Origin of the sequence: Clavibacter phaseoli (genome assembly GCF_021922925.1) — a bacterium.
In the GTDB taxonomy this organism is placed as follows: Bacteria; Actinomycetota; Actinomycetes; order Actinomycetales; family Microbacteriaceae; genus Clavibacter; species Clavibacter phaseoli.
In genome coordinates this window covers 2983322-3006370 of the sequence record NZ_CP040786.1, presented here as the reverse complement: position 1 = coordinate 3006370, position 23049 = coordinate 2983322, and the positions used below count along the sequence as shown (strand labels likewise).

General features: G+C 74.4%; 24 protein-coding genes. 9 read left to right on the top strand and 15 right to left on the bottom strand.

Going from position 1 to position 23049, the window contains the following annotated elements; translation table 11 throughout:
- Positions 1-12 precede the first annotated feature (12 nt).
- The 5 genes from FGI33_RS14365 (at position 13) to radA (ending at position 6497) form a co-directional block, all read left to right on the top strand.
- Positions 13-2541, top strand: coding sequence for a DUF4118 domain-containing protein (locus FGI33_RS14365; protein ID WP_119434347.1), 2529 nt, complete (start codon positions 13-15; stop codon positions 2539-2541).
- Positions 2538-3242 carry a response regulator gene (locus FGI33_RS14360; protein ID WP_119402073.1) on the top strand — a complete coding sequence of 235 codons (705 nt, stop codon included), beginning with the start codon at positions 2538-2540 and terminating at the stop codon, positions 3240-3242. The genes FGI33_RS14365 and FGI33_RS14360 overlap by 4 nt, the downstream gene beginning before the upstream one ends.
- Positions 3243-3287: 45 nt before the next feature.
- Complete coding sequence (locus FGI33_RS14355) at positions 3288-4064, top strand: SGNH/GDSL hydrolase family protein (protein WP_237582061.1); 777 nt, start codon at positions 3288-3290, stop codon at positions 4062-4064.
- 188 nt (positions 4065-4252) lie between these two features.
- Positions 4253-5125 carry an ABC transporter permease subunit gene (locus FGI33_RS14350; RefSeq protein WP_182623309.1) on the top strand — a complete coding sequence of 291 codons (873 nt, stop codon included), beginning with the start codon at positions 4253-4255 and terminating at the stop codon, positions 5123-5125.
- A 10-nt stretch (positions 5126-5135) separates the two neighbouring features.
- Entirely contained in the window at positions 5136-6497 is a 1362-nt protein-coding gene (radA, locus tag FGI33_RS14345) for a DNA repair protein RadA (RefSeq protein WP_237582060.1), read from the top strand.
- Positions 6498-6548: 51 nt separating this feature from the next.
- On the opposite strand, the gene FGI33_RS14340 is transcribed toward radA, so the two are convergent.
- From FGI33_RS14340 to FGI33_RS14320, 5 genes are all read right to left on the bottom strand, one after another.
- Positions 6549-6863, bottom strand: a complete 315-nt coding sequence (locus FGI33_RS14340; RefSeq protein WP_119402067.1) for an ArsR/SmtB family transcription factor — start codon at positions 6861-6863, stop codon at positions 6549-6551.
- Between the two features lie 111 nt (positions 6864-6974).
- Positions 6975-7133: a zinc transporter permease gene (locus FGI33_RS14335; RefSeq protein WP_119434721.1), complete on the bottom strand. Its 159-nt coding sequence runs from the start codon at positions 7131-7133 to the stop codon at positions 6975-6977.
- A gap of 117 nt (positions 7134-7250) precedes the next feature.
- Positions 7251-7925 (bottom strand): hypothetical protein, encoded by a 675-nt coding sequence (locus FGI33_RS14330; protein WP_119434720.1) that lies wholly within the window; start codon positions 7923-7925, stop codon positions 7251-7253.
- Between the two features lie 108 nt (positions 7926-8033).
- Positions 8034-8576 (bottom strand): amino-acid N-acetyltransferase, encoded by a 543-nt coding sequence (locus FGI33_RS14325; RefSeq protein ID WP_119403178.1) that lies wholly within the window; start codon positions 8574-8576, stop codon positions 8034-8036.
- 51 nt (positions 8577-8627) lie between these two features.
- On the bottom strand, positions 8628-8912 hold the full coding sequence (locus FGI33_RS14320; RefSeq protein ID WP_237582059.1) for a hypothetical protein: 285 nt from the start codon (positions 8910-8912) through the stop codon (positions 8628-8630).
- Positions 8913-9079: 167 nt separating this feature from the next.
- On the opposite strand from FGI33_RS14320, the gene FGI33_RS14315 reads away from it, so the two are divergent.
- Together FGI33_RS14315 and FGI33_RS14310 are read left to right on the top strand one after the other, a co-directional pair.
- Entirely contained in the window at positions 9080-9448 is a 369-nt protein-coding gene (locus FGI33_RS14315) for a hypothetical protein (protein WP_119434719.1), read from the top strand.
- Positions 9449-9530: 82 nt separating this feature from the next.
- Positions 9531-9848, top strand: coding sequence for a hypothetical protein (locus tag FGI33_RS14310; RefSeq protein ID WP_237582058.1), 318 nt, complete (start codon positions 9531-9533; stop codon positions 9846-9848).
- 22 nt (positions 9849-9870) lie between these two features.
- Here the strand turns inward: FGI33_RS14310 and FGI33_RS14305 are convergent, their stop codons facing one another.
- Both FGI33_RS14305 and FGI33_RS14300 read right to left on the bottom strand, forming a co-directional pair.
- Positions 9871-11457, bottom strand: coding sequence for a sensor histidine kinase (locus tag FGI33_RS14305; RefSeq protein ID WP_474198191.1), 1587 nt, complete (start codon positions 11455-11457; stop codon positions 9871-9873).
- A gap of 41 nt (positions 11458-11498) precedes the next feature.
- Positions 11499-12272 (bottom strand): response regulator transcription factor, encoded by a 774-nt coding sequence (locus tag FGI33_RS14300; protein ID WP_086521790.1) that lies wholly within the window; start codon positions 12270-12272, stop codon positions 11499-11501.
- A 179-nt stretch (positions 12273-12451) separates the two neighbouring features.
- On the opposite strand from FGI33_RS14300, the gene FGI33_RS14295 reads away from it, so the two are divergent.
- On the top strand, positions 12452-13954 hold the full coding sequence (locus tag FGI33_RS14295) for an ABC transporter permease (RefSeq protein ID WP_237582056.1): 1503 nt from the start codon (positions 12452-12454) through the stop codon (positions 13952-13954).
- A 48-nt stretch (positions 13955-14002) separates the two neighbouring features.
- On the top strand, positions 14003-14695 hold the full coding sequence (locus FGI33_RS14290) for an ABC transporter ATP-binding protein (RefSeq protein ID WP_119434841.1): 693 nt from the start codon (positions 14003-14005) through the stop codon (positions 14693-14695).
- An 85-nt stretch (positions 14696-14780) separates the two neighbouring features.
- Here FGI33_RS14290 and FGI33_RS14285 read toward each other — a convergent pair whose 3' ends face one another.
- The 8 genes from FGI33_RS14285 to FGI33_RS14250 form a co-directional block, all read right to left on the bottom strand.
- Positions 14781-15809 carry a TerC family protein gene (locus FGI33_RS14285; protein ID WP_119434840.1) on the bottom strand — a complete coding sequence of 343 codons (1029 nt, stop codon included), beginning with the start codon at positions 15807-15809 and terminating at the stop codon, positions 14781-14783.
- Positions 15810-15971: 162 nt separating this feature from the next.
- The gene (locus FGI33_RS14280; RefSeq protein WP_119434839.1) at positions 15972-16910 is read right to left on the bottom strand and encodes a TolB family protein; all 939 of its coding nucleotides are present in this window, start codon (positions 16908-16910) and stop codon (positions 15972-15974) included.
- Complete coding sequence (locus tag FGI33_RS14275; protein WP_119434838.1) at positions 16907-17962, bottom strand: sugar phosphate isomerase/epimerase family protein; 1056 nt, start codon at positions 17960-17962, stop codon at positions 16907-16909. Before FGI33_RS14275 ends, FGI33_RS14280 begins: the two co-directional genes overlap by 4 nt.
- 102 nt (positions 17963-18064) lie before the next feature.
- Entirely contained in the window at positions 18065-18841 is a 777-nt protein-coding gene (locus FGI33_RS14270) for an ABC transporter permease (protein WP_119434837.1), read from the bottom strand.
- On the bottom strand, positions 18838-19794 hold the full coding sequence (locus FGI33_RS14265; RefSeq protein ID WP_237582055.1) for an ABC transporter ATP-binding protein: 957 nt from the start codon (positions 19792-19794) through the stop codon (positions 18838-18840). Before FGI33_RS14265 ends, FGI33_RS14270 begins: the two co-directional genes overlap by 4 nt.
- Positions 19787-20779 (bottom strand): SagB/ThcOx family dehydrogenase, encoded by a 993-nt coding sequence (locus tag FGI33_RS14260; RefSeq protein ID WP_237582054.1) that lies wholly within the window; start codon positions 20777-20779, stop codon positions 19787-19789. Before FGI33_RS14260 ends, FGI33_RS14265 begins: the two co-directional genes overlap by 8 nt.
- Before the next feature lie 70 nt (positions 20780-20849).
- On the bottom strand, positions 20850-22112 hold the full coding sequence (locus FGI33_RS14255) for a YcaO-like family protein (RefSeq protein WP_237582478.1): 1263 nt from the start codon (positions 22110-22112) through the stop codon (positions 20850-20852).
- The gene (locus FGI33_RS14250; RefSeq protein WP_237582053.1) at positions 22109-23038 is read right to left on the bottom strand and encodes a TOMM precursor leader peptide-binding protein; all 930 of its coding nucleotides are present in this window, start codon (positions 23036-23038) and stop codon (positions 22109-22111) included. Before FGI33_RS14250 ends, FGI33_RS14255 begins: the two co-directional genes overlap by 4 nt.
- Positions 23039-23049 lie beyond the last annotated feature (11 nt).

The following is a 23049-nucleotide window of genomic DNA, read 5'->3' as shown; positions in this document are numbered from 1 at the left end:
GAGAGAGAAGACATGAAGCGCGGTCGACTGCGGGTGCTGCTGGGAGCGGCGCCGGGCGTGGGCAAGACCTACGCGATGCTCGAGGAGGGCAGGCGGCTGCGCGACGAGGGCGCCGACGTGGTGGTGGCGGTCGTGGAGACCCACGGCCGCGCCGCCACGGCGGCGATGCTCGAGGGGCTGGAGATCCTGCCGCGGCGCGAGGTGTCGCACCGCGGGGTGGAGATCACGGACCTCGACGTGGACGCGGTCATCGCCCGCCGGCCGACCATCGCGCTGGTCGACGAGCTCGCCCACACCAACGCGCCGGGCGGGCGGAGCGACAAGCGCTGGCAGGACGTGGACCTCATCCGCGACGCCGGCATCGACGTGATCTCCACCGTCAACATCCAGCACATCGCGTCGCTCAACGACGTGGTCGAGAAGATCACCGGGGTGCCGCAGCGCGAGACGATCCCCGACCGCGTGCTCCGCGAGGCCCACCAGATCGAGGTCATCGACCTGGCGCCCGAGGCCCTGCGCGACCGGCTCGCCGGCGGGCGCGTGTACCCGGCCGAGCGGATCGACGCGGCCCTCTCCCACTACTTCCGTCTCGGCAACCTCACCGCGCTCCGCGAGCTCGCGCTCCTCTGGCTCGCCGACGAGGTCGACACCGCGCTCGCCGCGTACCGCGACGAGAAGGGGATCGACGCCCGATGGGAGGCCCGCGAGCGCGTGGTCGTCGCGCTCACCGGCGGACCCGAGGGCGAGACGCTCCTCCGCCGCGGCGCCCGGATCGCGGCCCGCTCGGCCGGCGGGGAGCTCCTCGCCGTGCACGTGTCCAGCCAGGACGGCCTCCGCTCCGGCAGCCCGGAGGCGCTCGCGAGCCAGCGCGCGCTCGTCGACTCGCTCGGCGGCAGCTACCACCAGGTCGTCGGCGACGACATCCCGCGCGCGCTCGTGGAGTTCGCACGCGCCTCCAACGCGACGCAGCTCGTGCTCGGCGTGAGCCGCCGGAGCCGCCTCGCCGCCGCGGCGACCGGGCCCGGCATCGGCGCCACGGTGATCCGCGAGTCCGGCGACATCGACGTGCACATCGTCACGCACGCGGCCGCGGGCGGGCGCTTCCGGCTGCCCAGGATCCGGGGCGGCGCGCTCAGCATGCGGCGCCGGATCATGGGCGCGCTGCTCGCGCTCGGCGGCGGGCCGCTGCTCACGTGGCTGCTCTCCGCCACGCGCTCCGAGGACTCGATCACGAGCGACGTGCTCTCCTACCAGCTGCTCGTGGTGCTCGTCGCGCTCGTCGGCGGGATCTGGCCGGCCCTGTTCGCGGCCGTGCTCTCCGGGTTCACGCTCGACTACTTCTTCATCGACCCGCTCTACACGATCACCGTCGACGAGCCGCTGCACATGCTCGCCCTCATCCTCTACGTGGTCATCGCGCTGCTCGTCAGCTGGATCGTCGACCAGGCCGCCCGCCGCACCCGCCTCGCCCGCCGCGCCGCCGCGGAGGCCGAGCTGCTGGCGACGGTGTCCGGATCCGTGCTCCGCGGCGAGGGCGCCGTGCACGCGCTCGTGAGCCGCACGCGCGAGGCGTTCGGCCTGCAGGGCGTGAAGCTAGTCGACCGTGGGGAGACGATCGCGTGGGACGGCGTCGTGACCGGCGCCGCCGCGACCGACGTGGCCGTGGGATCCCGCGGCGTGCTCACCCTCTACGGCGACGACCTCGAGGCGTCCGGCCGCCGGCTCCTCCGGGTCATCGCCGCGCAGCTCGACGCCGCGCTCGAGCACCGCGACCTCTCCGACACCGCCCGCGAGGTCGGCCCGCTCGCGCAGACCGACCGCGTGCGCACGGCCCTCCTCTCGGCCGTCAGCCACGACCTCCGCCGGCCGCTGAGCGCCGCGACCGCCGCGGTCACCGCGCTCCGCTCCCCCGACATGCGCTGGGCCGACGGCGACCGCGAGGAGCTGCTCGCCACCGCCGAGGAGAGCCTCGGCACGCTCGCCGACCTCGTCACCGACCTCCTCGACGTCAGCCGCGTGCAGGCCGGCGTGCTCGGCGTGCGGCTCATGGACGTCGACCTCGACGACGTCGTGCTCGCCGCGCTCGACGAGCTCGACCTCGGCCCCGCCGACGCCGTGCTCGACCTGGCGCCCGACCTGCCCGGCGCGGTCGCGGATCCTGGCCTCCTCCAGCGCGTGGTCGTCAACCTGCTGAGCAACGCCGTGCGGCACGCGCCCGACGGCGTGCCCGTGCGGCTCAGCACGAGCGCGTTCGCCGAGTCCGTGGAGATCCGCGTCGTGGACCACGGCCCCGGCGTCGCGCCCGAGCGCCGCGACGACATGTTCGTGCCGTTCCAGCGCCTCGGCGACACCGACAACGCGTCCGGCCTCGGCCTCGGCCTCGCCCTCTCGAAGGGCTTCACCGAGGGGATGGGCGGCACGCTCACCGCCGAGGACACCCCGGGCGGCGGCCTCACGATGGTGGTCGCGCTGCCCGTGTGCCGGGCCGGCGCCGAGCCCGTCGCCGACGCCCCCGCGACCACATCGGAGGTATCCGCGTGAAGATCCTCATCGCCGACGACGACCAGCAGATCCTGCGGGCGCTGCGCATCACGCTCACGAGCCTCGGCTACGACATCGTCACCGCGGAGGACGGCGCCGCCGCCGTCCGCGCGGCCGTCGCGGAGAAGCCCGACCTCTACATGATCGACCTCGGCATGCCGCGGCTCGACGGCGTCGAGGTGATCCAGGCCCTCCGACTGTGGTCGACCGCGCCGATCCTCGTGGTCTCCGGCCGCTCGGGCGCCGCCGACAAGGTCGAGGCGCTCGACGCGGGCGCCGACGACTACGTGACCAAGCCGTTCTCCATCGACGAGCTGCTCGCCCGGATCCGCGCCCTCGGCCGCCGTGCCGCCGCCGACGAGGACCGCTCCGCGACGGTCTCGTTCGCCGACGTCACGGTCGACCTCGCCGCCCGCGTCGTCACCCGCGCCGACCAGCGCGTGCGCCTCACCCCCACCGAGTGGCAGGTGCTCGAGCTGCTCGTGCGGAACCCGGACCGGCTCGTCTCCCGCCAGACGCTCCTCACCGAGATCTGGGGCCCGACCCACGTGAACGACAGCGGCTACCTCCGCCTCTACGTGGCGCAGCTGCGCAAGAAGCTCGAGCCGGATCCGGCCCACCCGCGGCACCTGCTCACCGACCCCGGCATGGGTTACCGCTTCGTGCCGGCGGGGGCGGGGCGGGCGCCGGAGGACGCATAGCGCGCGGCCAGCCGGCACCCGGATCCACGAGCGTAGGCTCCCGTGGTGCCCCAGAGATCCACCCGCTCCGCCCGTCCCGCCGCCCTCCTCGCCTCCGCCGCCGCCGCGCTCGGCGGCCTCGCCGCCGCCGCCCTCGTGGTGCCGCGCCGGTTCGAGGCCGGCCGCCGCGAGCGCGCCGCGATCCTCAACGAGACGCTCCCCGTGAACTCCGCCTGGTGGCGCGAGCACGCGAAGCTCGACGGCGACCTCCTCTACGTGGCGCTCGGCGACTCGACCGCGCAGGGCATCGGCGCGAGCCGCCCCGGCAACGGGTACGTCGGGATCCTCGCCGACCGGATCCGCGCGCTCAGCGGCCGCTCGGTCCGCACCGTCAACCTCAGCGTCTCGGGCGCCCGCGTCCAGGACCTCGTCGAGTACCAGCTCCCCCGCCTCGCGAAGCTGCAGCCCGACGTCGTGACCCTCGCGATCGGCGCCAACGACATCGCCGCGTTCGAGCCGGTCGCGTTCGAGGACGCCCTCGGCCGGATCCTCGACGCCGTCCCGCCGACCACCGTCGTCGCCGACCTGCCGTGCTTCCACTTCCCGGCGAGCGAGCGCAAGGTGCGGGTCGCGAACGAGATCGTGCGCCGCCTCGCCACCGACCGCGGCCTCCGCCTCGCGCCGCTGCACCGCATCACCCGCCGCCAGACCGCGGTGCTCGCGATCACGCAGGCCGCCGGCGACCTCTTCCACCCGAACGACCGCGGCTACCGCGTCTGGGCGAGCGCCTTCCTGCCCTTCCTCCCGGCGACGGTGCGGGCGCTGGAGGTGTCGGGGCGCTGACGCGCTCGGGCCGCCGGGTCGCGGCGCGTGCTCGGGCCCACCCCGCGGCGGCTCCCCCGGCGATCCCCGGACATGCGCCCATGGCATCCCCGCGCACCGGATCCGAGCCGCCGGGCGGCACCCGGGACCCATCCGCCCGGCACCGCCGCCCGACTCGGTCCACCGCTCCGCTCCGTAACGTCAGCCGCATGATCCCCGAGGCCGCTACGACCCACTGTCCGCGCACCGCGCACGCCGCCCCGCGCACACGGGTCACGCTCCGGCGCGCGACCCACGCGGAGCTGCTGAAGCTCGCGACGCTCCGATCCACGCGATGGACCATCGCGCTGGTCGCGTCCGGCGCCGTCGGCATGAGCGCCATGGCAGCCCTCGTGGCGAACCCGCTGCCCGCCGGCGCCTCCCCGTCGATGGCGGAGGCGGGCACGGCCGCCATCCTCACGACTCCCCTGCTGCTGACCCAGATCGTCGTCGGCGTTCTCGGGGTGCTCGCCATGGGCTCCGAGCACTCGAGCGGCACGATCGCCTCCACCCTGGCCGCGGTGCCGGACCGGCTCGAGGCGCTGGCCGCGAAGGCGCTCGCGGTCGCGCTGGTCGCGTTCGGGCTCGGGGTCGTGCCCGGCCTCGCCGCCTACCTGCTGACCATCGGCACGCGCGCCGACCTCGGCTACGACGGCAGCCTCGCGTCGTGGGGTGTGCTCGGGCCGCTGCTCGGATCCGGCGCCTACCTCGCGATGGTCGCCCTCCTCGGCCTGGCGCTCGCGACCCTGATGCGCAGCGGCGTCGCGGCGATCACCGCCGTCGTCGCGATCCAGCTCGTGCTCCCCCAGCTCGTCGCCCTGATCCCCGACCTCGGCGACGTGCCCGCGTACGACCTCCTGCTCACGACCGCCGGCCGGATCCTCACGGGCACGACCGGGAGCATCAGCCCACCGCCCGCGACCGGCCTCGAGTTCGCGGTCACCGCGGCATGGGTCCTGATCCCGGGGCCGCCGCGGCCCTCCTGTTCCACCGCCGCGACGCCTGACGCCGGCTGGTCCGCCCATGTCGGTGCCCGCCGGTAGAGTCCCCCGCATGGCCCGCACCCACTCCACGTACCGCTGCTCGGAGTGCGGGTGGACGACCCCGAAGTGGGTGGGACAGTGCGCCGAGTGCCGGAGCTGGAACACCGTCGCCGAGGTGTCGCAGACGCCCGCGGCTGCCGGTCGGGTCACCACGCTCACGCCCGCGGGATCCAGCCAGGCGCGCTCGATCATGCACGTCGGCACCGCGTCCGCCAGCCACATGCCGAGCGGCGTCGGCGAGCTCGACCGGGTGCTCGGCGGCGGCATCGTGCCCGGCGCCGCCATCCTCATGAGCGGCGAGCCCGGCGTCGGCAAGTCCACGCTGCTGCTCGAGGTCGCGGCCCGCGCCGCCGCGAAGGGCGCGAAGGTCCTCTACGTCACGGCCGAGGAGTCCGTCGCGCAGGTGCGCATGCGCGCCGAGCGCACGGGCGGGCTGCAGGAGTCGCTCCTGATCGCGGCCGAGACCGACCTCGGCACGATCCTCGGCCACATCGAGCAGGTCGCCCCCGACCTCCTCATCGTCGACTCCGTGCAGACCGTCTCCAGCAGCACGTCCGACGGCCTGCCCGGCCACCCCGGCCAGGTGCGCGAGGTCGCCGTCACCCTCATCCGCGTCTGCAAGGAGCGCGACCTGCCGCTCCTGCTCGTCGGCCACGTCACGAAGGACGGATCCATCGCCGGCCCACGGCTCCTCGAGCACCTCGTCGACGTGGTCTGCCAGTTCGAGGGCGACCGGCAGACGTCGCTGCGCTTCATCCGCGCGCTCAAGAACCGCTTCGGGCCCACCGACGAGGTCGGCTGCTTCGAGATGGCGGGCGACGGCATCGTCGAGGTGCCGGATCCCAGCGGCATGTTCCTCTCGCGCGGCATCCACTCGGTCTCCGGCACGTGCGTCACCGTCGCGATGGAGGGCCGCCGCGCCCTGCCCGTGGAGGTGCAGGCGCTCGTCGTCGACACCAAGGCACCGCAGCCGCGCCGGGTGGTCAACGGGGTCGATGCCTCCCGCGTCGCGATGCTCCTCGCCGTGCTCGAGAAGCGCGCCAACGTGCGGCTCTCGGATCGCGACGTCTACGTCTCCACCGTCGGCGGCGTGCGGCTCACCGAGCCCGCGGCGGATCTCGCCATCGCCGTCGCGCTCGTCTCCGCCGTCAACGGCAAGGCCATGCCGCACGACCTCGCGGCGTTCGGCGAGATCAGCCTCGCGGGCGAGATCCGCGGCGTCACGTCCGCCCCGCAGCGCGCGGCGGAGGCCCGACGTCTCGGCTTCACGCAGATCGTCGACGCCGAGTGGGGGCCGCTGTTCTCCGCGCTCGGCCGCGCGTTCTCCCTCGCGAAGAGCGAGCGGGAGAAGGAGCTCGACGAGGCGTTCTGACGAGCGGGCCGCGACCCGGGCTGCCCGGCAGCGCGCACCCCGGGGACGAGGTCAGCGCGCGTCGACGGGGCCGGCCGCGTGCTCCCGCACGTGCGCCACGGCGTCGTCCACCACGTGGGTCACGTGCGTGTCCGCCACCTCGTAGTGGGCGACGCGCCCGTCGCGCTCCACGGTCACGAGCCCGGACGACCGCAGCACGCGCAGGTGCTGCGAGACGAGCGGCTGCGAGAGCCCCGACTCCTCGACGAGCTCGGAGACGGTCATCCGCCGCGCCGCGAGGAGACCCAGCAGGCCGAGGCGCGCGGAGGACGACAGCACCTTGAAGAGGTCGGCTGCCTGCTCGAAGCCGGCGGGTGGGTAGGTCATCTCGTCGATCCTATGGGGACGGCACGCACGCTCCGGCGGGAGACGACGACGGGGACCGGCCCTCGCGGATCGGTCCCCGTGTCGATCCTCGCGCGACGTCGCGCGGAGGGATCAGTGCTCGTCGTAGTGGTCGCCGTGCTCGGCGTGCTTGTGGCCGTCGTGGACGTAGTCCACGTGGTCCTCGTGCGTGACGGTCTCGTGACCGCAGTCGGCGCCGTGCTGGTGGTCGGCGACGGTGTGCTCGGCGTGGGTCTCGGTGGTGTCGGTCATGGTGCGTCCTCTCGTGGGTGGAGCATCAGGATGACAGACACATGCATGGATGGCAATGCATGCATCCAATCAGGAACCGTCCTCATGTACGCACATGGGCGGGCGGCACCGCGCGCGTCAGTAGAGCAGGAACGACTTCGGCTCGGCGCTCTTCACGCCCGCGACCTCGACCGACAGCGTGTACGTCGCGCCGCCGGCAGGCACGGCCGGGCGCTCCGCCTCCTGGCACGTGGTGGTCGACGACCGCTGGCGCGACCACTCGAACGGCGACGACGTCTGCGGCGTGCGGGCGGCGAGCTCGACCTCGGCGTCCTCCGCGCCCGTCTGGCAGTCGGTCGACTTCCAGTAGACGTCGGATCCGCTCGAGATCGTGAACACCTGCGTGGTCGTCCCGAGGTTCGCGGTGCAGGGCTCCATTCCCGTGTTCGTCACGGTGAAGGAGAGCTTCGGCAGCACGCCGGCCTTGTAGGAGGCGGCGTCGGTGACGGGGGTGACGGTCAGCTGGCCCGCGGCGCAGGATCCGTCGGCGTTCGTCTCCGTGCCGGCGCTCGCGCTCGCGCTCGGAGTAGGAGAGGGGGTCGTCTCGGCGGCATCGGCGCCCGAGTCGCCGTCGGGGGCGGCGTCCGCGGTGGGCGTCGCGCCGGGAGCCGCGGTGTCGGCCGAGCCGCGGCCGAGGTTGGAGACGATGATCACGACGACCGCGATCACGGCCACCACGACGAGCAGCGCGAGCAGACGGCGACGGCGGTACACGGCCGCGGACGGGCGGCCTCCGGGCGAGGTCGAGGACATGACCTCAGGCTACGGTCGGGCACCCGCCCGGCCGGGTCGGCGCGCCCGCCGGCCGCGTCCCTCCAGGTCGAACGGCAGGCGCGCGAGGGCGCCCGACGGCGGATCCGGTCAGAGCGCCTTGAGCATGCGCGTGTTGCCGAGGGTGTTCGGCTTCACGCGCGAGAGGTCGAGGAACTCGGCGATGCCCTCGTCGTGCGAGCGGAGCATCTCGTAGTAGATCTCCTGCGCGATGATCGACTCCGCGACCTCGTGGTAGCCGTGGCGCGAGAAGAAGCCGACCTCGAAGGTCAGGCAGAACAGGCGGCTGAGGCCGAGCTCGCGGGCGTCGTCCTCGAGGCGCGCGAGCAGCGCGTGGCCGACGCCGGTGCCGCGCGTGTGCGGGGCGGCCGCGAGGGTGCGGATCTCGCCGAGGTCCTCCCACATCACGTGCAGCGCGCCGCAGCCGACGACCTCGCCGGACGCGTCGACCGCGACCCGGAACTCCTGCACGTTCTCGTAGAGCACCACGAGGTCCTTGCCGAGGAGGATCCCCTCCATCACGAGCGGCTCGACGAGCTGCTGGATGCGGGGCACGTCGCCGGTGCGCGCGCGTCGCACGGTGACGCCGCCTGCGGGCTCCGCGGACTCGACGACGACTGGCTCTGCGCTCACGATGACGACCCTCTCGATCCGCGGCACGGGCGCCCGGATCAGGGGTCCAGCCTAGCGACGGGGCGGGCCGGGCGACCGGGCGGGGTCGGGCTCGGTGCCGGTGCCGGTCGCGCCGGAAGCGCCCGTCGCGTCGTCCGGGGAGAGCCGCGCGATCATCCGCGGCGCGATCCACACGATGGCCACCACGCCGACCACCGCCCGCAGCCCCGCGAACACGAGCACCCACCAGCCGACCCCGTCGCCGCCCACGAGCAGCGCGATCCCGATGACGACCAGCGCCGCGTCCGCGACGAACGGCACGCGCAGCCAGAACATGAGGCGGCGGACGGGATCCATGCCCCGATCATGCGCCGCCGACCTGCGTGGGCGTCCGTCGCGCGGGCCACGCGGCGTCATCACGCCGGGCGACCCGGGTGGTCCGCACAGGGCTCGGCCGCGGCGAGCGCCGTCCGTACGGTCGAAGGGAGGCGCGCAACGGCGGGTCACGGAGGAGCGCGAACCGCATGATCACCGTCCACGACGACCCCGAGCCGGCCTTCCTGCCGAGGGAGCGAGGGTGGCTCGCAGCAGGCGCGATCTGCCTCGCCGCGTTCCTGCTGTTCCTCGGCGCGATCGCGAACCTCGACGTCATCGGCTTCCTCCGGGAGCCCAGCGCGGCTGTCGCAGCCGAGGCGCTCGGCGCCTCCGCGGGGCTGCACTGGTTCGCGATCCTCGTCATCTGGCTGGGGCTCGCGACGGCCGAGGGTCGCGGTCAGCGACGGACGCTGCACACGATGATGGGCGTCGCGCTCCTCGCCCTCGCGCTCGCGCTCGGGGCCGGGCTGGCGAGCGTCGCGCTGGGCGCGGGAGCGGTGGCCGATGCACCGCGGTGACCCGGCACCGGATCCCTGGGCGCGATGCTGGCGGGAACCGCATCCGCTCCCGCCATGGACTCCGCGATCCATCCGGCTCGCCGTGACCGCCACCGCCATGTCGGTGCTGCTCCTCCACGTGTCCGCATGGTCCAACGTGACGCTCCTCGTCGCCTCGCAGGCGGGAACGGGCTATCCGGGGCCTGATGCGATCCCCTCCCTCAGCCTGGACGCGGAGACCGTGCGCGCGTTCGTCGGCGCGATGCTCGCGCACGGTGCGACGCTCCTCGTGCTCACCGTCCTGTGCGCGGTCGGCCGCTGGCAGCTCCAGCTGCTCGCGGTGTTCATGTTCACGGCGACATTCCTCGGAGTCCTGGTCGCCCTCGCCTTCGCGACCCCGGCCCTCGAGCGCGCCGGCTGATGACGGGCGCTGCCTGCTCGCGTCAGCCGGCCGCGCGCGGTCCCGGCCGGCTCGCGACGGGCGCACCCGACGGCGGCGCCCAGCGGTCGGATGCGGAGCCGGCCGGCGCACCGGCCGCGGCCCGCGCCTCCGCGGCGCGCCGCTCGACCGGCAGCCGCACGCCGAAGACCGTGCGGCCCGGCTCCGACTCCACCCACAGCGCGCCCTGGTGCGCCGCGACGATCGCCTGCGCGATCGCGAGGCCGAGGCCCGTGCCGCCGGTGGAGCGGGCGCGGGATCCGTCGCCGCGCACGAAGCGCTCGAACAGCGTGGCCTGCAGCTCGGGCGGGATGCCGGGCCCGTCGTCGCTCACGCGGATGACGGCGTGCGCGTCCGGCCCGGCGCCCTCGACCGCGAGCGACGCGACGACGCGCGTGCCGGCCGGAGTGTGCGTGCGGGCGTTGGCGAGCAGGTTGACGACCACCTGGCGGAGCCGCGCGTCGTCGCCGGGGACCGTGACGGAGCGGTCGGGCAGGTCGACGTCCCAGTCGTGGTCCGGACCGGCGGCGCTAGCGTCGCCCGCCGTGTCGAGGAGGATGCGCGTGAGGTCGACCGGATCCGACTCCAGCTCGCGCCCCTCGTCGAGGCGCGCGAGGAGCAGGAGGTCCTCGACGATCGTGGTCATGCGCACGGACTCCGACTCGATGCGCGACAGCGAGTGCGTCACGTCCTCGGGCAGCTGGTGCGGCCCGCGACGCGTGAGCTCGGCGTAGCCGCGGATGGAGGCGAGCGGCGTGCGCAGCTCGTGGCTCGCGTCCGACACGAACCGCCGCACCTTGGCCTCGCTCGCCTGCCGCGACGACAGCGCCGCGGCGACGTGGCCGAGCAGGCCATTGAGCGCGGCGCCCACGCGGCCGACCTCGGTGCGCTCGTCGGTGTCGGATGCGGGCACGCGCGCCTCGAGCGCCACGTCGCCGCGGTCGAGCTCGAGCGCGGCGACGTGGGTCGCCGTGTCGACGACCCGGTCGAGCGGACGCAGCGCACGGCGCACGATGACGGCGCCGAGCACCGCGGCCAGGGCGAGCGTGAGGGCGGCGACCACCACGATCACCAGGATGAGCTGGGCGACCACGTCGTCGGCGGGCTTGGTCGGCAGGCCGGTGACGATGGTCGCGCCCGACGAGGAGGTCTGGCCGACGAGACGGTAGCTGCCGAGCGCGCCGCCGAGGTCGACTGTGCGCGGGACCCCGTCGGTCGGGACGCTCTGCAGCTGCTCGCTCTGGCGCGCGGTCAGCTCGACCGCACCCGCGCCGCCGGGCTCGCCCTGGGCGGCGGAGCGGTCGGCGATGTACCCGCCCGAGACGACGCCGTCGACGATGGTCGCGCTGATCGTGCCGACCTGCTGGCCGAACGCGCCGAGCCCGCCGGGAGGCGCCCCGGGGAAGCTGCCGTAGTCGTCCGGATCCCGGTCGACGAAGCTCTGCGAGCGCCCCGCGGTGGCCTCGAGCTGCTGGTCGACCTGCTGCATGAGCTCTGCCCGGAGCGCGAGGATGCTCACCGCCCCGATGAGGATGCTCGCCAGCGCCAGCAGCCCCACGACGCTGAGGACGAGCCGCCGGCGGAGGGTCATGCCACCCGCGGCGGCCGCCACGCGATCCCGCAGCGGGACGCTCACTCCGCGGCCTTGAGCATGTAGCCGCTGCCGCGCACGGTGTGGATCATGGGGTTCCGGCCGGCGTCGATCTTCCGGCGCAGGTAGGAGATGTAGATCTCGACGACGCTCGACTTGCCGCCGAAGTCGTAGCTCCAGACCCGGTCGAGGATCTGCAGCTTGCTCAGCACGCGGCGCGGGTTGCGCATCAGGTAGCGCAGCAGCTCGAACTCGGTCGCGGTGAGCTCGATCGGGTCGCCGGCGCGCGCGACCTCGTGGCTGTCCTCGTCGAGGGTGAGGTCGCCGACGCGGATCACCGGGTCGACGCTGTCGCTCACCACGAGCGTCGAACGGCGGATGAGGCCGCGCAGCCGGGCCACGACCTCCTCCAGGCTGAACGGCTTGGTCACGTAGTCGTCGCCGCCCGCGGTGAGGCCGGCGAGGCGGTCGTCGAGGGAGTCCTTCGCGGTGAGGAAGAGCACGGGGATGTCCTCGGCGTCGGCGCGCAGCCGCGACAGCACCTGGAGGCCGTCGAGGTCCGGCAGCATGATGTCGAGCACGACGGCGTCGGGCTTGAACTCGCGCGCGGCGGCGAGCGCCTGGTGCCCGTTCTCGGCCGTGCGGATCTGCCAGCCCTCGTAGCGGAGCGCCATCTGGAGCAGGTCGGTGAGGGACGCCTCGTCGTCGACGACGAGCACCCGGATGGGCGACCCGTCGGCGCGGGTGAGGCGGGGCTGCGGGGCGGCGGCGGGCTGGAAGCCGGAAGGCGTTGCGGTGGTCACGGGATCCATCATGCGGATCTTCCTATGAACAGGCCATGAGGCGGCCATGGGTGGACCTCGGATGCTCGCGCGCGCGAGGCCGGCCGCTCCTCATGGCGTCCTCATGGCGAGCGCGGGTGGCCTCGCAGATCCAGCTGGGCATGCGCTTGGAGCGCGTCCCTACGGTCCGAGGACACCCACCAGGAGGATCCATGTTCGGAACGTATCTCCGGCGCGAGCTGACGCAGCGCCGCAAGCAGACGGTCATCATCGCGATCGGGATGGCGCTCGCCATCGCGCTCGTCATCGTCGTCGACAGCGTGTCGGGCGGCGTCAAGGCCGCGCAGTCGCAGGTGCTCGCGTCGGTCTACGGCGTCGGCACCGACATCACCGTGACGCAGGCGGCCGAGGCGCCCGCCGCGGGCACCGGGCCCGGGCAGGACTTCCAGTTCGGCGCGAACGACGGCACCACGTCCGACGGCACGACCGACGTCAGCACCGCGCGCCTCATCGCCGGACGCGGCACCGCGACCTTCGACCAGGCCGCGGTCGACACGGTCTCCGGCCTCGACGGCGTCTCCGCCGCGGCGGGCACGCTCACCCTCACGAACACGTCGTTCAGCGGGCGGATCCCCGGCCAGGACAGCACCGGCGGCACGGGCACCGACGCCGGGACCGGCACCGGCACCGCGCCCGGCGCCGGCATGGCCCCGCCCACCGGCGGCGCCGACGGCGCGGGCGGCAGCGCGTTCTCCGTCGACTCGTTCGGCGTGACGGGCCTCGATCCCGCCGCGGACGCCGTGGGCCCGCTCACCGCGACGACCCTCGTGGACGGGCGCACCTTCACGGCGGACGACGCCGGATCCGACGTGGTCGTGCTCGACCGGACCTACGCGACCGCGACCGACCTCGCCGTCGGCGGCACGCTCGCGATCGCGGGCACGGACTTCCAGATCATCGGGATCGTCGCGCCCACCGGATCCGACGCCGAGACCGCCTCCAACACCTACATCCCGCTCGACGTCGCGCAGTCGCTCGCCGGCCTCGACGGGCAGATCTCCACCGTCTCGGTGACGGCCGCCTCCTCCACCGACATCCCCGCCGTGAAGTCCGCGATCGAGGGCGCGCTGCCCGACGCGACCGTCAGCACGCAGGAGGACCTCGCGTCCAGCGTCTCCGGATCCCTCTCCACCGCGTCCTCGCTCGTCGCGAGCCTCGGCACCTGGCTCTCGCTCCTCGTGCTGGCGGCGGCGTTCGTGATCGCGATCCTGCTCACCGTCTCCGGCGTCTCGCGCCGCACCCGCGAGTTCGGCACGCTCAAGGCCATCGGCTGGAGCGACCGGCGCATCGTGCGGCAGGTCGCGGGCGAGTCGCTCGTGCAGGGCCTCATCGGCGGCGCGCTCGGCGTGGTCGTCGGGCTCGGGGCGGTGCTCGTCGTGAACGTCATCGCGCCGACGCTCTCCGCGGGATCCTCGGCCGCCACCGCGGGACCCGGCGGCATGCCCGGCGGTGCGGGCGGCGGCACGGGCGGCGGGTTCGGCGGCCCCCAGGTCGCCGCGGCCACGACCGACGTCGTGCTGCAGGCGCCCGTCACGGTGTCGGTGATCCTCGTCGCCGTCGGCCTGTCCGTGCTCGGCGGCCTCCTCGCCGGCGGCGTCGGCGGATGGCGCGCCTCCCGGCTCCGCCCCGCCGAGGCGCTCCGCTCCATCGCCTGACCGCGAACCGCATCCCGCATCCCGCACCCCAGAACCGGAAGGACCACCATGTACACGCTCCAGGACGTCCGCAAGACCTACCGCCAGGGCACGACCGACGTCACCGCCCTCGAGGGCGTCACCCTCGAGATCCCCGACGGCCAGCTCGTCGCCATCCAGGGCCCGACGGGCGGCGGCAAGTCGACGCTGCTCCAGATGCTCGGCGCGCTCGACCGCCCCACCTCCGGCACCGTGACCCTCGGCGGCGACGACCTGTCGACCGCGGGCGACCGCCGGCTGGCGGAGGTGCGGGCCACGCAGATCGGGTTCGTGTTCCAGGGCTTCAACCTGATCCCCACCCTCAGCGCCCGCGAGAACGTCGAGACCGCGCTCGAGCCGCTCCGCGTCGCGACCCCCGAGCGGCGAGCGCGCGCGACCGCCGCGCTCGAGCTCGTGGGGCTCGGCGACCGGGCCGACCACCTCCCGTCGCAGCTCTCGGGCGGCCAGCAGCAGCGCGTCGCGATCGCCCGCGCGCTCGTGAAGGAGCCGACCGTGCTCCTCGCCGACGAGCCCACGGGCAACCTCGACGAGGAGACGCGCGACGAGATCATGGACCTGCTCGAGGGGCTCTGGCGGGATCGCGGGCTCACGCTCGTGCTCGTCACGCACGACTCCGCGGTGGCCCGGCGCGCGGAGCGGCGGCTGCACATCGCGCGCGGCCGCGTCACCGAGGTGCAGGCGGCGACGCTCCTGTCGCGCTGATCCCCGCATCCGCCGCATGGACGACGGGCCCGGCGCGTGATGCGCCGGGCCCGTCGTGTCGTGTCGTGCGTTCCGTGCCGGAGGGCTAGTGCTTCTCCTCCGTGGCGCGCGTGACCGTCTCGCCCTCGACCGTCTTCCGGTCGCCCTTCTGCTTGTCGCCGCGGGTCTTCGCGAGGCTCGCGACGGTGGCGACCGTGATGGTGGCGCCGATGAAGAGGAGCGAGAACCAGATCGGGATCTCGGGCGCCCACAGCATCGGCTCGCCGCCGTTGATGAAGGGCAGCTCATTGACGTGCATCGCGTGCAGCACGAGCTTCGCGCCGATGAACGCGAGGATCACCGCGAGGCCCTGCGACAGGTACACGAGGCGCTCGAGCAGGCCGCCGATGAGGAAGTACAGCTGGCGCAGGCCCATGAGCGCGAACGCGTTCGCGGTGAAGACGATGTACGCCTCGTTCGTGAGCCCGTAGATCGCGGGGATCGAGTCGAGCGCGAACACCAGGTCGACGAAGCCGATCGCGATGACGCAGAGGAGCAGCGGGGTGACGAAGCGCTTGCCGTCGATCTTCGTGGTGAAGCGGTCGCCGACGAAGTCGTCGTGGACGGGGAGGATCCGGCGGGCGATGCGCACGAACATGTTGTCCGCCGCGTTGCCGCCGTGGTCGCCCTTGAGCTGCTGGTAGGCGAGCACGAAGAGGAGCGCGCCGAAGATGTAGAAGACCCACGAGAAGTTCTCGATGAGCGCGGCGCCGAGCGCGATGAAGCCGGCGCGCATGATCAGCGCGATGACGATGCCGATCATCAGCACCTTCTGCTGGTACTTCCGGGGCACGGCGAACCCGGTCATGATCAGCAGGAACACGAACAGGTTGTCGATCGACAGGGCCTTCTCGGTGAGGTAGCCGGCGAAGTACTCGCCGCCGTAGCCCCAGCCGCTGGTGAAGCCGATGCCGACGCCGAAGATCAGGGCGAGGCCGATGTAGAAGGCCGACCAGCGGGCGGACTCGCCGATGGTGGGCTCGTGCGGCTTGCGCACGTGGGTGAAGAACTCGTAGACGAAGAACGCGATGGTGACCGCGATCGTGATGAGCCAGGTGGTCGTGGTGATGTTCACGGGGGTCTCCGGTGATGAGGCCGACGGGAATCGGAACGGCTAGGTGGCGCGCGGACGCGTCCATGGTCCCATGTAGAGGCTCCTCACACTGGGGAAATACCTGGGGCTACGCTCCGCGGATCGTCCTGGCCGCGGGCCGCCCGACCCGGGGCGCGCCCGGGGTCAGGTCAGGCTCGGCGCCTCGAACGGGTAGGCGACGTACGCGAACCGGCGCGAGTCGGGCGCCCAGCTGGTGACGTTGATGGTGCCCTGGCCGCCGGGGAAGGACGCGAGGTCGCGCGTGCGGTGGCTCTGCCGGTCGATGACGCGGAGGATCACGTCGCGGTCGGCCGGGTGGCCGAGCGTCCCGGGCGGGAAGGACAGGTAGACGATGTGCTCGCCGTCGGGCGACGGGTGCGGGAACCAGTTGACGCGCTCGTCGGAGGTGAACTGGTGCGTGTCGGAGCCGTCGGTGCGCATCGTGAACAGCTGCGCGTGGCCCGGCAGGTCGGATCCGCGCTCGGAGTTGAAGTAGAGCCAGCCGCCGTCGGGCGAGAACTCGGCGCCGTCGTCCGGGAAGCCGTCGTCGGTGAGCTGCGTGGTGGGGCCGCCGTCGACGGGCACGAGGTGGATGTTCGTGGTCCACTCGCCGCGCGCGTCGACCTGGCCGCCGATGACGCTGAGCATCGAGCCGTCGGGCGAGACGCCGTGCAGGTAGTTCTTGAAGCCGAGCGCCGGATCCCGGTCGGCCGTGATCCGCCGCCCCTGGCCGCCCGCGCCGTCGTTCCAGAGCACGTCGTAGAGGTGGCCGTCGCGGCCGGAGACGTACACGTGCGCGCCGTCGGGCGACATGACGTGGTCGTTGTTGATGGGCGGGACGCCGCCGAGGTCGACCGCCTGGAAGTCGACGGCGGGCTCGGGGAGGTCGGGATCCGGCTCCTCCGCATCGGGCGCGGGCAGCCGCCACAGCCCGCCCTCCGCGTTCACGACGAGCCAGCGGCCGTCGGGCGTCCAGTTCGGCGCCTCGATGTGCAGCACGGCCGACTCGGCGACCATGCGCTCGGCGCCCGTCTCCACGTCGACGACGAGGAGGCGGGCCAGCTGGCCGTCGCGCAGCGTCACGCGGCCGATCCGGTGGGGCCGTCGCCGGGCCCGTCGTCGCGGTTGTTCGCGAACGCGGAGTCGAAGAGGCTGTCGGGCGTCGGCCAGAGGAGGGAGCGCACCTGCGCGAGGGCGTCGGGGGCTCCGTGCATGCGATCCATCCCCGCATCCTCCCACTCCACCGACACCGGACCGTCGTAGCCGATGCTGCGGAGCGCCCGGAAGGCGCGCTCGAAGGGCACGTCGCCGTGGCCGACCGAGACGAAGTCCCAGCCGCGGCGCGGGTCGCCCCAGCCGAGGTGGGAGCCGAGGCGGCCGCCGCGGCCGTTCGACGTGCTCACCTTCGTGTCCTTCGCGTGCACGTGGTAGATCCGGTCGGCGAAGTCGAGGAGGAAGCCGACGGGATCGATGTCCTGCCACATCATGTGGCTCGGGTCCCAGTTGAGGCCGAAGCCCGGGCGGTGCCCGATGGCCTCGAGCGTGCGGCGGGTGGTCCAGTAGTCGTAGGCGATCTCGCTCGGGTGCACCTCGAGCGCGTACCGCACGCCCTCGTCGTCGAACACGTCGATGATCGGGTTCCAGCGGTCGGCGAAGTCCTGGTAGCCGGCGTCGATGACCGACGCGGGCACGGGCGGGAACATCGCGACGTACGGCCAGATGCGGGATCCGGTGAAGCCCGTCACGCGCGTGACCCCGAGCCCCGCGGCCGCCTTCGCCGTGAGCTTCAGCTCCTCCGCCGCGCGCTGCCGCACGCCCTCGGCCTGGCCGTCGCCCCACACCTTGGAGCGCAGGATCGCCTGGTGCCGGAAGTCGATGGGGTCGTCGCACACGGCCTGGCCGGTGAGGTGCTGCGAGAGCGCGGAGACCTGGAGGCCGTGGCGCTCGAGGATCTCGAGGCGGCCGCGGAGGTAGGCCGGGTCCTCGGCCGCGCGCCACACGTCGAGGTGCTCGGCGGAGCAGGCGATCTCGAGGGCGTCGAAGCCCCAGCCGCTCGCGAGCCGCGCGACCTCCTCCAGCGGCAGGTCGGCCCACTGGCCGGTGAAGAGCGCTACGGGCGTGGTGATCTGGGGCATGGTTCCCTCTCGTCGACGGTGACGGATGACGTGCGGTGCGGCCCGGTGACGGCGCGCGGGATCCACGCTACACACCGGGCCGTGCCCGCTCACGGGTCGGCGTCAGCGAAAGTTCGCCGACTGCGTGCGCTGGTAGCCCGCGAGCGTGATGCCGCCGAGCAGCACCGCCCACGCCGCGAGGATCACGAGCGGGAGGCCCATGACCGCGGTGTCCTGGCGGGCGGCGGCGCTCGTCAGCGTGCTCCATGCTCCGGTCGGCAGCAGCACCGTGAGCGACGCCCAGGGCGTGCCGCTCGTGTCGCCGCCCGTGAACAGGCCGCCCGCGAACGACAGCGGCAGGTACACGAGGTTGGCCAGGCCGAGCGCGCCGCGGGCCGGGAACCAGTAGCCCATCGCGAGGCCGAGCAGCGCCATCGGCACGGCGCCGGCCAGGACGGCGAGCGCCACGGATCCGAGCGTCACCGCGTCCACCCGGACGCCGCCCGCGAGGATCCCGACCGCGACCACCGGGATCACAAACACGACGCCGAAGACGCACGCGACCGTGAGCTTCGCCGCCAGCCGGATCCACGCGGGCACCGGCGCCGTGAAGAGCCACCGCTCCCACGGCGACTCCCGGGCCGACGCGACGCCGACGCCGAACTGGAACGTCACCGTGCCGAGCACCGAGAACAGCACGTACCCGAGGAGCACGCTGAGCCGCGCGCTCGGCGAGCCGCCCTGCGGCAGGCCGACGACCGCGTAGATGAGCACGGGGTAGGCGAGGAGCGGCAGCACGAACGCCGGCATGCGCGCGTTCTGCGCGAGCTCGCTGACGACGTGGGCGCGGTAGATCGCCCACCGGCGCGCGGCGGCGGGGCGGGTCGCCGTCGCGGTCATCGGGTGCCTCCCGCGTGGTCCGCGGCGCGCGACGGATCCGGGGGGATCGCCTCGGCGCCGCCCGCCAGCACGCGCTCCACGATCTCGCCGAGGCCCGGCTCGACGACCGTCAGGCGCGGCTGCGGCACGGCCGCGAGCACGAGCCCGGCGACGACGTCGGAGCGGTCGGTGTCGATGACCCACCGGATCCGCTCGACGCCGCGGGGCTCCTCCCCCGCCTCGGGCACCGCGCCGGACGACCGCAGGCGCCGCGCCTCGGCGGCGGTCGCGTCGAAGCCGACCCGCCGCACGCCCGCGAGACCGCGGAAGTCGGCGGCGGTCCAGTGGCCGACGACCCGCCCGTGGTCGAGGCAGACCACGGTGTCGGCGAGCGCCGCGACCTCCTCCATGTCGTGCGACGCGAGGAGCACGGTGCGCCCGGAGTCGCGGACCGCGGCGATGGCGTCGCGCACGGCGGCACGGCCCGGGATGTCGAGCGCCGCGGAGGGCTCGTCGAGCACCACGACGGGCGTTCCCGCGCCGACCACGCACGCGAGCGCGACCCGCCGGCGCTCGCCGCCGCTCAGCCCGCCGGTCTGGCGCGACGCGAGGCGGTCGAGGCCGAAGCGGTCGACGGCCGCCGCGGGCGTGAGGGCCGCGGCGTGCGGCACGAGGGCGAGCGCCAGCACCTCGCGCACCGTGAGGTACTCGGGGAACGCGAGCGCCTGCGGCATCACGGCGACGAGCGCGGCCGTGGGGCCGCCGCGCCGCACGTCGTGGCCGAGCACGCGCGCCCGGCCCGCGTCGGGGCGGCGGGTCGCGGTGAGCACGTCGATGGCGGTGGTCTTGCCGGATCCGTTCGGCCCGAGCAGCGCGTGCACGAGCCCCGGCGCGAGGGAGAACGTCGCGGCGTCGAGCGCGCGCGTGCGGCCGAAGGCGCGGGTGATCCCCTCGAGCTCGATCGCGTCAGCCACGGGACGCCTCCTCTCGGGCGGAGCGGCGGGCGCCCGGCTCCGGCCCGCCGAGCGAGATCGCGTAGAGCGAGGACTGGGTCACGCCGTCCAGGCCCAGAACCGCGTCGAGCTCGTGGTCGACGAAGCCGACCCAGCCGATCGCCGGCAGACCCAGGGCGGTCGCGACGAGCAGCGCGTTCTGCGCCACGTGCCCCGCCTCGAGCAGCGTGAGCCGGTATCCGCGCAGCCCGTACTTGCAGCGGGCGCGCTCGAAGCTGCCCGTGATGACGATCGTGACCGCCGCCTGCTCCGCGATGGGCGCCATGGCCATCGGCGCGGCCCGGCGGAAGCGCGCGACCCGGCCGTCGCGATCGAGCCCCGACACGTCGACCAGCGTCTCCTCGAGCGGGTCGAGCTGGTGGATCCCCGGCGCGAGCCCTTCCGCCGCCCGCACCACCACGTGCAGGTCGAGCGGGTAGAGCGCGCCGGCGGACGGCACGTGCCGGCGCGTCGACCCGTCCCCGCGCGGACCGTACGCGAGGCGCAGCACGGTCGCGAGCTCCTCCAGCGCGACGGGGCGGACGAGCTCGCCCGGATCCGCCGACCGCCGGGCCGCGATGGTCGTCCCGAGCGCGTGCGGCAGCGGCAGCGCCGGCGGCAGGGGTCGCGCGGGCAGCAGGCGGGGCGCGCTCGTGGCGCCGCCCGGGCCGGCGTCGGCGACGCCCTGCGCCTCCTGCGCCAGCTGCTGCGCGTACCGCACGTCGGTCCAGCCGGGGTGGGTGATGCGCGTGATCTTGGAGGCCTCGTGGAAGTCCTCCGCCAGGTCGCCCGCGGCGCGCTCGACCGCGCCGCCGACGCTGAAGATCGGGCCGACGGTGCCCCGGGGCGCGTCGCGGTCGCTCCCGCGCTCGGCCCGGTGCACCGCGTGGCCGGCGTGCCCCGGCGTCGGGTCGGCGTCCGGGCCGTCGGCCGCGGGCGGCGCGGTGCCGGTCTCGATGGTGCTCATGCGGTCCTCCTCAGGGTGCGGGCGCGGGGCGACGCGCGCGTCGCTCGGGGTGCGGGGCGGCGGGCCGCCCTCACGGGAACGGGTGCGGGACGTCGACGAGGTCATCGGGACCCTCGCGCGCGGGTCCGTCGCGCCACCGCCGGTACAGGCGCGGATTCCCGAGGAAGCGGGCGTCGTGCCGCACGTCGAGCGCCACGAGGTCGGGGCTCAGGGCGCGCACCACGTGGAAGCCGGTGGCGCGCACCTCGGGCGCGGTGATGTCGGCGAGCAGCACCTCGATCCCCTCGCGGTGCAGCCCCGCCACGACCTCGGCCCAGCTCGACGGCCCGCCGACGGACGCGGCGCGCTCGCCCGACGCGTCGAGCGCGGCGGACAGCGACCGGGCGTCCGGCCGGCAGTGCAACCGCACGTGGTCCTCGAACTCGACGACCTCCGCCGGCGCGATCGGCGGATCCGGCAGGAGCCGCAGGCACCAGTTGTGGGTGTGCAGCGCCTCGCGCACGGCGTTGAGCACCGCCCGGTCGAGCCGGAAGTCGGCCGCGCAGCCCACGGCCACGCCGATCCGATCGCTGCGCATGACCGCCAGGAGCACGGGCACGTCGGCCGCCGCGTCCAGCACCCGCAGGGTGAAGGCGGCGCCGAACCGGCCGCACAGCTCCTCCAGCCGCGCGAGCTCGCGGAGGGTGGCGTCGGCGAGGCGCGGGCTGCTGCGCCAGTCGAAGGCGGCGGGCGTGGATCCGCGCAGCCAGGTCCGCTGGAACGCGTCGCGCTCGATGAGCTCGAGGATCGCCCGCCCCGCCGCGAACGCGAAGGTCGGCCCGGCGGCCACGCCCGAGGACGTGGCCGGCTCGAGGTGCGCCTCGCGATGGCCGTCTGGCCCGTGCGGCGCGTCGAAGACCACCATCTGCGCCGGCACGTGCGCCTCGCGCGCGCCCTGCAGCGAGCGCGCCGTGAACCAGGTGAGGAGGTCGCCGCGCTCGGCGCGCTCGAACGGGAACGCCGGGTCCTCGCGCTGCGTCGGGTGGAACCGCTGGAACGCGTCGGGCTCGACCTGCCGCGCGTCCGCGCCGAGCGGCGCCCGGAAGCCGCCGGGCGCGCCGGCGAGCGAGAGCCGCTCGACCGCCTCGCCCACGCACGACATGCGCGCCTGCGCCGCGCCGCCGCCCGGCCCCATGCTGAAGCCCTCCGAGGCGATGCCCGTGAGGAACCCCGTGTCGGCGGTGCGGGCGGAGTGCAGCGCGTCCGGGATCGCGTCGGGCGTGAACGCCATGGGATGGGAGTACGCGACGAGCCCGGTGTACGGGCTGACGACGTCCGCGCCCGCCGACCTCATGCGCGCCACGGCGAGACCACCCCCGAGTACGGTCGCGGCCCGCACGTGCCGCAGCGGGCCACGCGGAACACCGGATGCGCCTCCGCCGAGAGCACCTTCGGCTCCAGCACCAGCACGGTGCTCGCCACCAGCCAGTCGCGCGCGAAGACCCACCGGGAGGCGTAGCGCGCCGCGAAGCCGGCCGCGATGGCGTCGAGGCTCGGATCCCGCGGGATCGTCGCGACGGCGTCGGCGGCCTCCGCGTGGTCCGCCGCGAACGGGGTGGTCGACGCCCAGCGGAGCGCGACGCACTCGAGGCACGGGCCCTCGCCCGGCACGACGACCGGGCCGACGAGCTGGAAGCGGCCGTCGAAGGGGTGGACGGGGAGCCAGGCGCGGCCGGCCGCGTGCATGCGCGCGCCCACGTCGCGGAGGACGCGGCGGCTGCCCGCGGCGATGACGAGGTCGGCGTCGTCCTCGTCGCCGAGCTCCGCCGACGGGAGGGCCTCCGCGAGCGACGCGAGGAGGGAGGGGATGGCGTCGCCGACGAGGGCGACCCTGGCGGGGGTGCGCGGATCCCGCGGGCGGCCGAGCCCCGAGCGGTCGCCGCCGTTGCGCCGCGCCTCGTCGAGCGCGTGCGCGAGCTCGGCCTGCGCGGGGTCGTCGAGCCGGCCGACCGGCTCGGGGACCGCGTCGTCCTCCGGGTCGGCGCGGGAGGGCGCGCCCACCACGACGTCGCGGAGGACCAGCTCGTCGATGAGGTCGGCCACCACGGCCGCGTGGCCGGCGAAGGCGCGGTCGACGTCCGCGCGCGTGAAGGGGCGGGAGAGGAGTCGCGACACCGCGGACACGGCGTCGCCGGAGGGCAGCTGCAGGGAGACCAGCTCGCGACCGCCGAGGAGGTGGAGGGTGTCCTCCACCTCCCCGACGGCGTAGCGGGGACTCACCGAGTAGGTCG

Bases quoted from the DNA above. Each gene is read 5' to 3' on its own strand.
- FGI33_RS14295 (WP_237582056.1), top strand. From the start codon at position 12,452: ATGTTCGGAACGTATCTCCGGCGCGAGCTGACGCAGCGCCGCAAGCAG.
- FGI33_RS14335 (WP_119434721.1), bottom strand. From the start codon at position 7,133: ATGACCGACACCACCGAGACCCACGCCGAGCACACCGTCGCCGACCAC.
- FGI33_RS14305 (WP_474198191.1), bottom strand. From the start codon at position 11,457: ATGACCCTCCGCCGGCGGCTCGTCCTCAGCGTCGTGGGGCTGCTGGCG.
- FGI33_RS14255 (WP_237582478.1), bottom strand. From the start codon at position 22,112: ATGAGGTCGGCGGGCGCGGACGTCGTCAGCCCGTACACCGGGCTCGTC.
- FGI33_RS14340 (WP_119402067.1), bottom strand. From the start codon at position 6,863: ATGACCTACCCACCCGCCGGCTTCGAGCAGGCAGCCGACCTCTTCAAG.
- FGI33_RS14365 (WP_119434347.1), top strand. From the start codon at position 13: ATGAAGCGCGGTCGACTGCGGGTGCTGCTGGGAGCGGCGCCGGGCGTG.
- FGI33_RS14290 (WP_119434841.1), top strand. From the start codon at position 14,003: ATGTACACGCTCCAGGACGTCCGCAAGACCTACCGCCAGGGCACGACC.
- FGI33_RS14300 (WP_086521790.1), bottom strand. From the start codon at position 12,272: ATGATGGATCCCGTGACCACCGCAACGCCTTCCGGCTTCCAGCCCGCC.
- FGI33_RS14275 (WP_119434838.1), bottom strand. From the start codon at position 17,962: ATGCCCCAGATCACCACGCCCGTAGCGCTCTTCACCGGCCAGTGGGCC.
- FGI33_RS14315 (WP_119434719.1), top strand. From the start codon at position 9,080: ATGATCACCGTCCACGACGACCCCGAGCCGGCCTTCCTGCCGAGGGAG.
- radA (WP_237582060.1), top strand. From the start codon at position 5,136: ATGGCCCGCACCCACTCCACGTACCGCTGCTCGGAGTGCGGGTGGACG.
- FGI33_RS14330 (WP_119434720.1), bottom strand. From the start codon at position 7,925: ATGTCCTCGACCTCGCCCGGAGGCCGCCCGTCCGCGGCCGTGTACCGC.
- FGI33_RS14260 (WP_237582054.1), bottom strand. From the start codon at position 20,779: ATGAGCACCATCGAGACCGGCACCGCGCCGCCCGCGGCCGACGGCCCG.
- FGI33_RS14270 (WP_119434837.1), bottom strand. From the start codon at position 18,841: ATGACCGCGACGGCGACCCGCCCCGCCGCCGCGCGCCGGTGGGCGATC.
- FGI33_RS14320 (WP_237582059.1), bottom strand. From the start codon at position 8,912: ATGGATCCCGTCCGCCGCCTCATGTTCTGGCTGCGCGTGCCGTTCGTC.
- FGI33_RS14350 (WP_182623309.1), top strand. From the start codon at position 4,253: ATGATCCCCGAGGCCGCTACGACCCACTGTCCGCGCACCGCGCACGCC.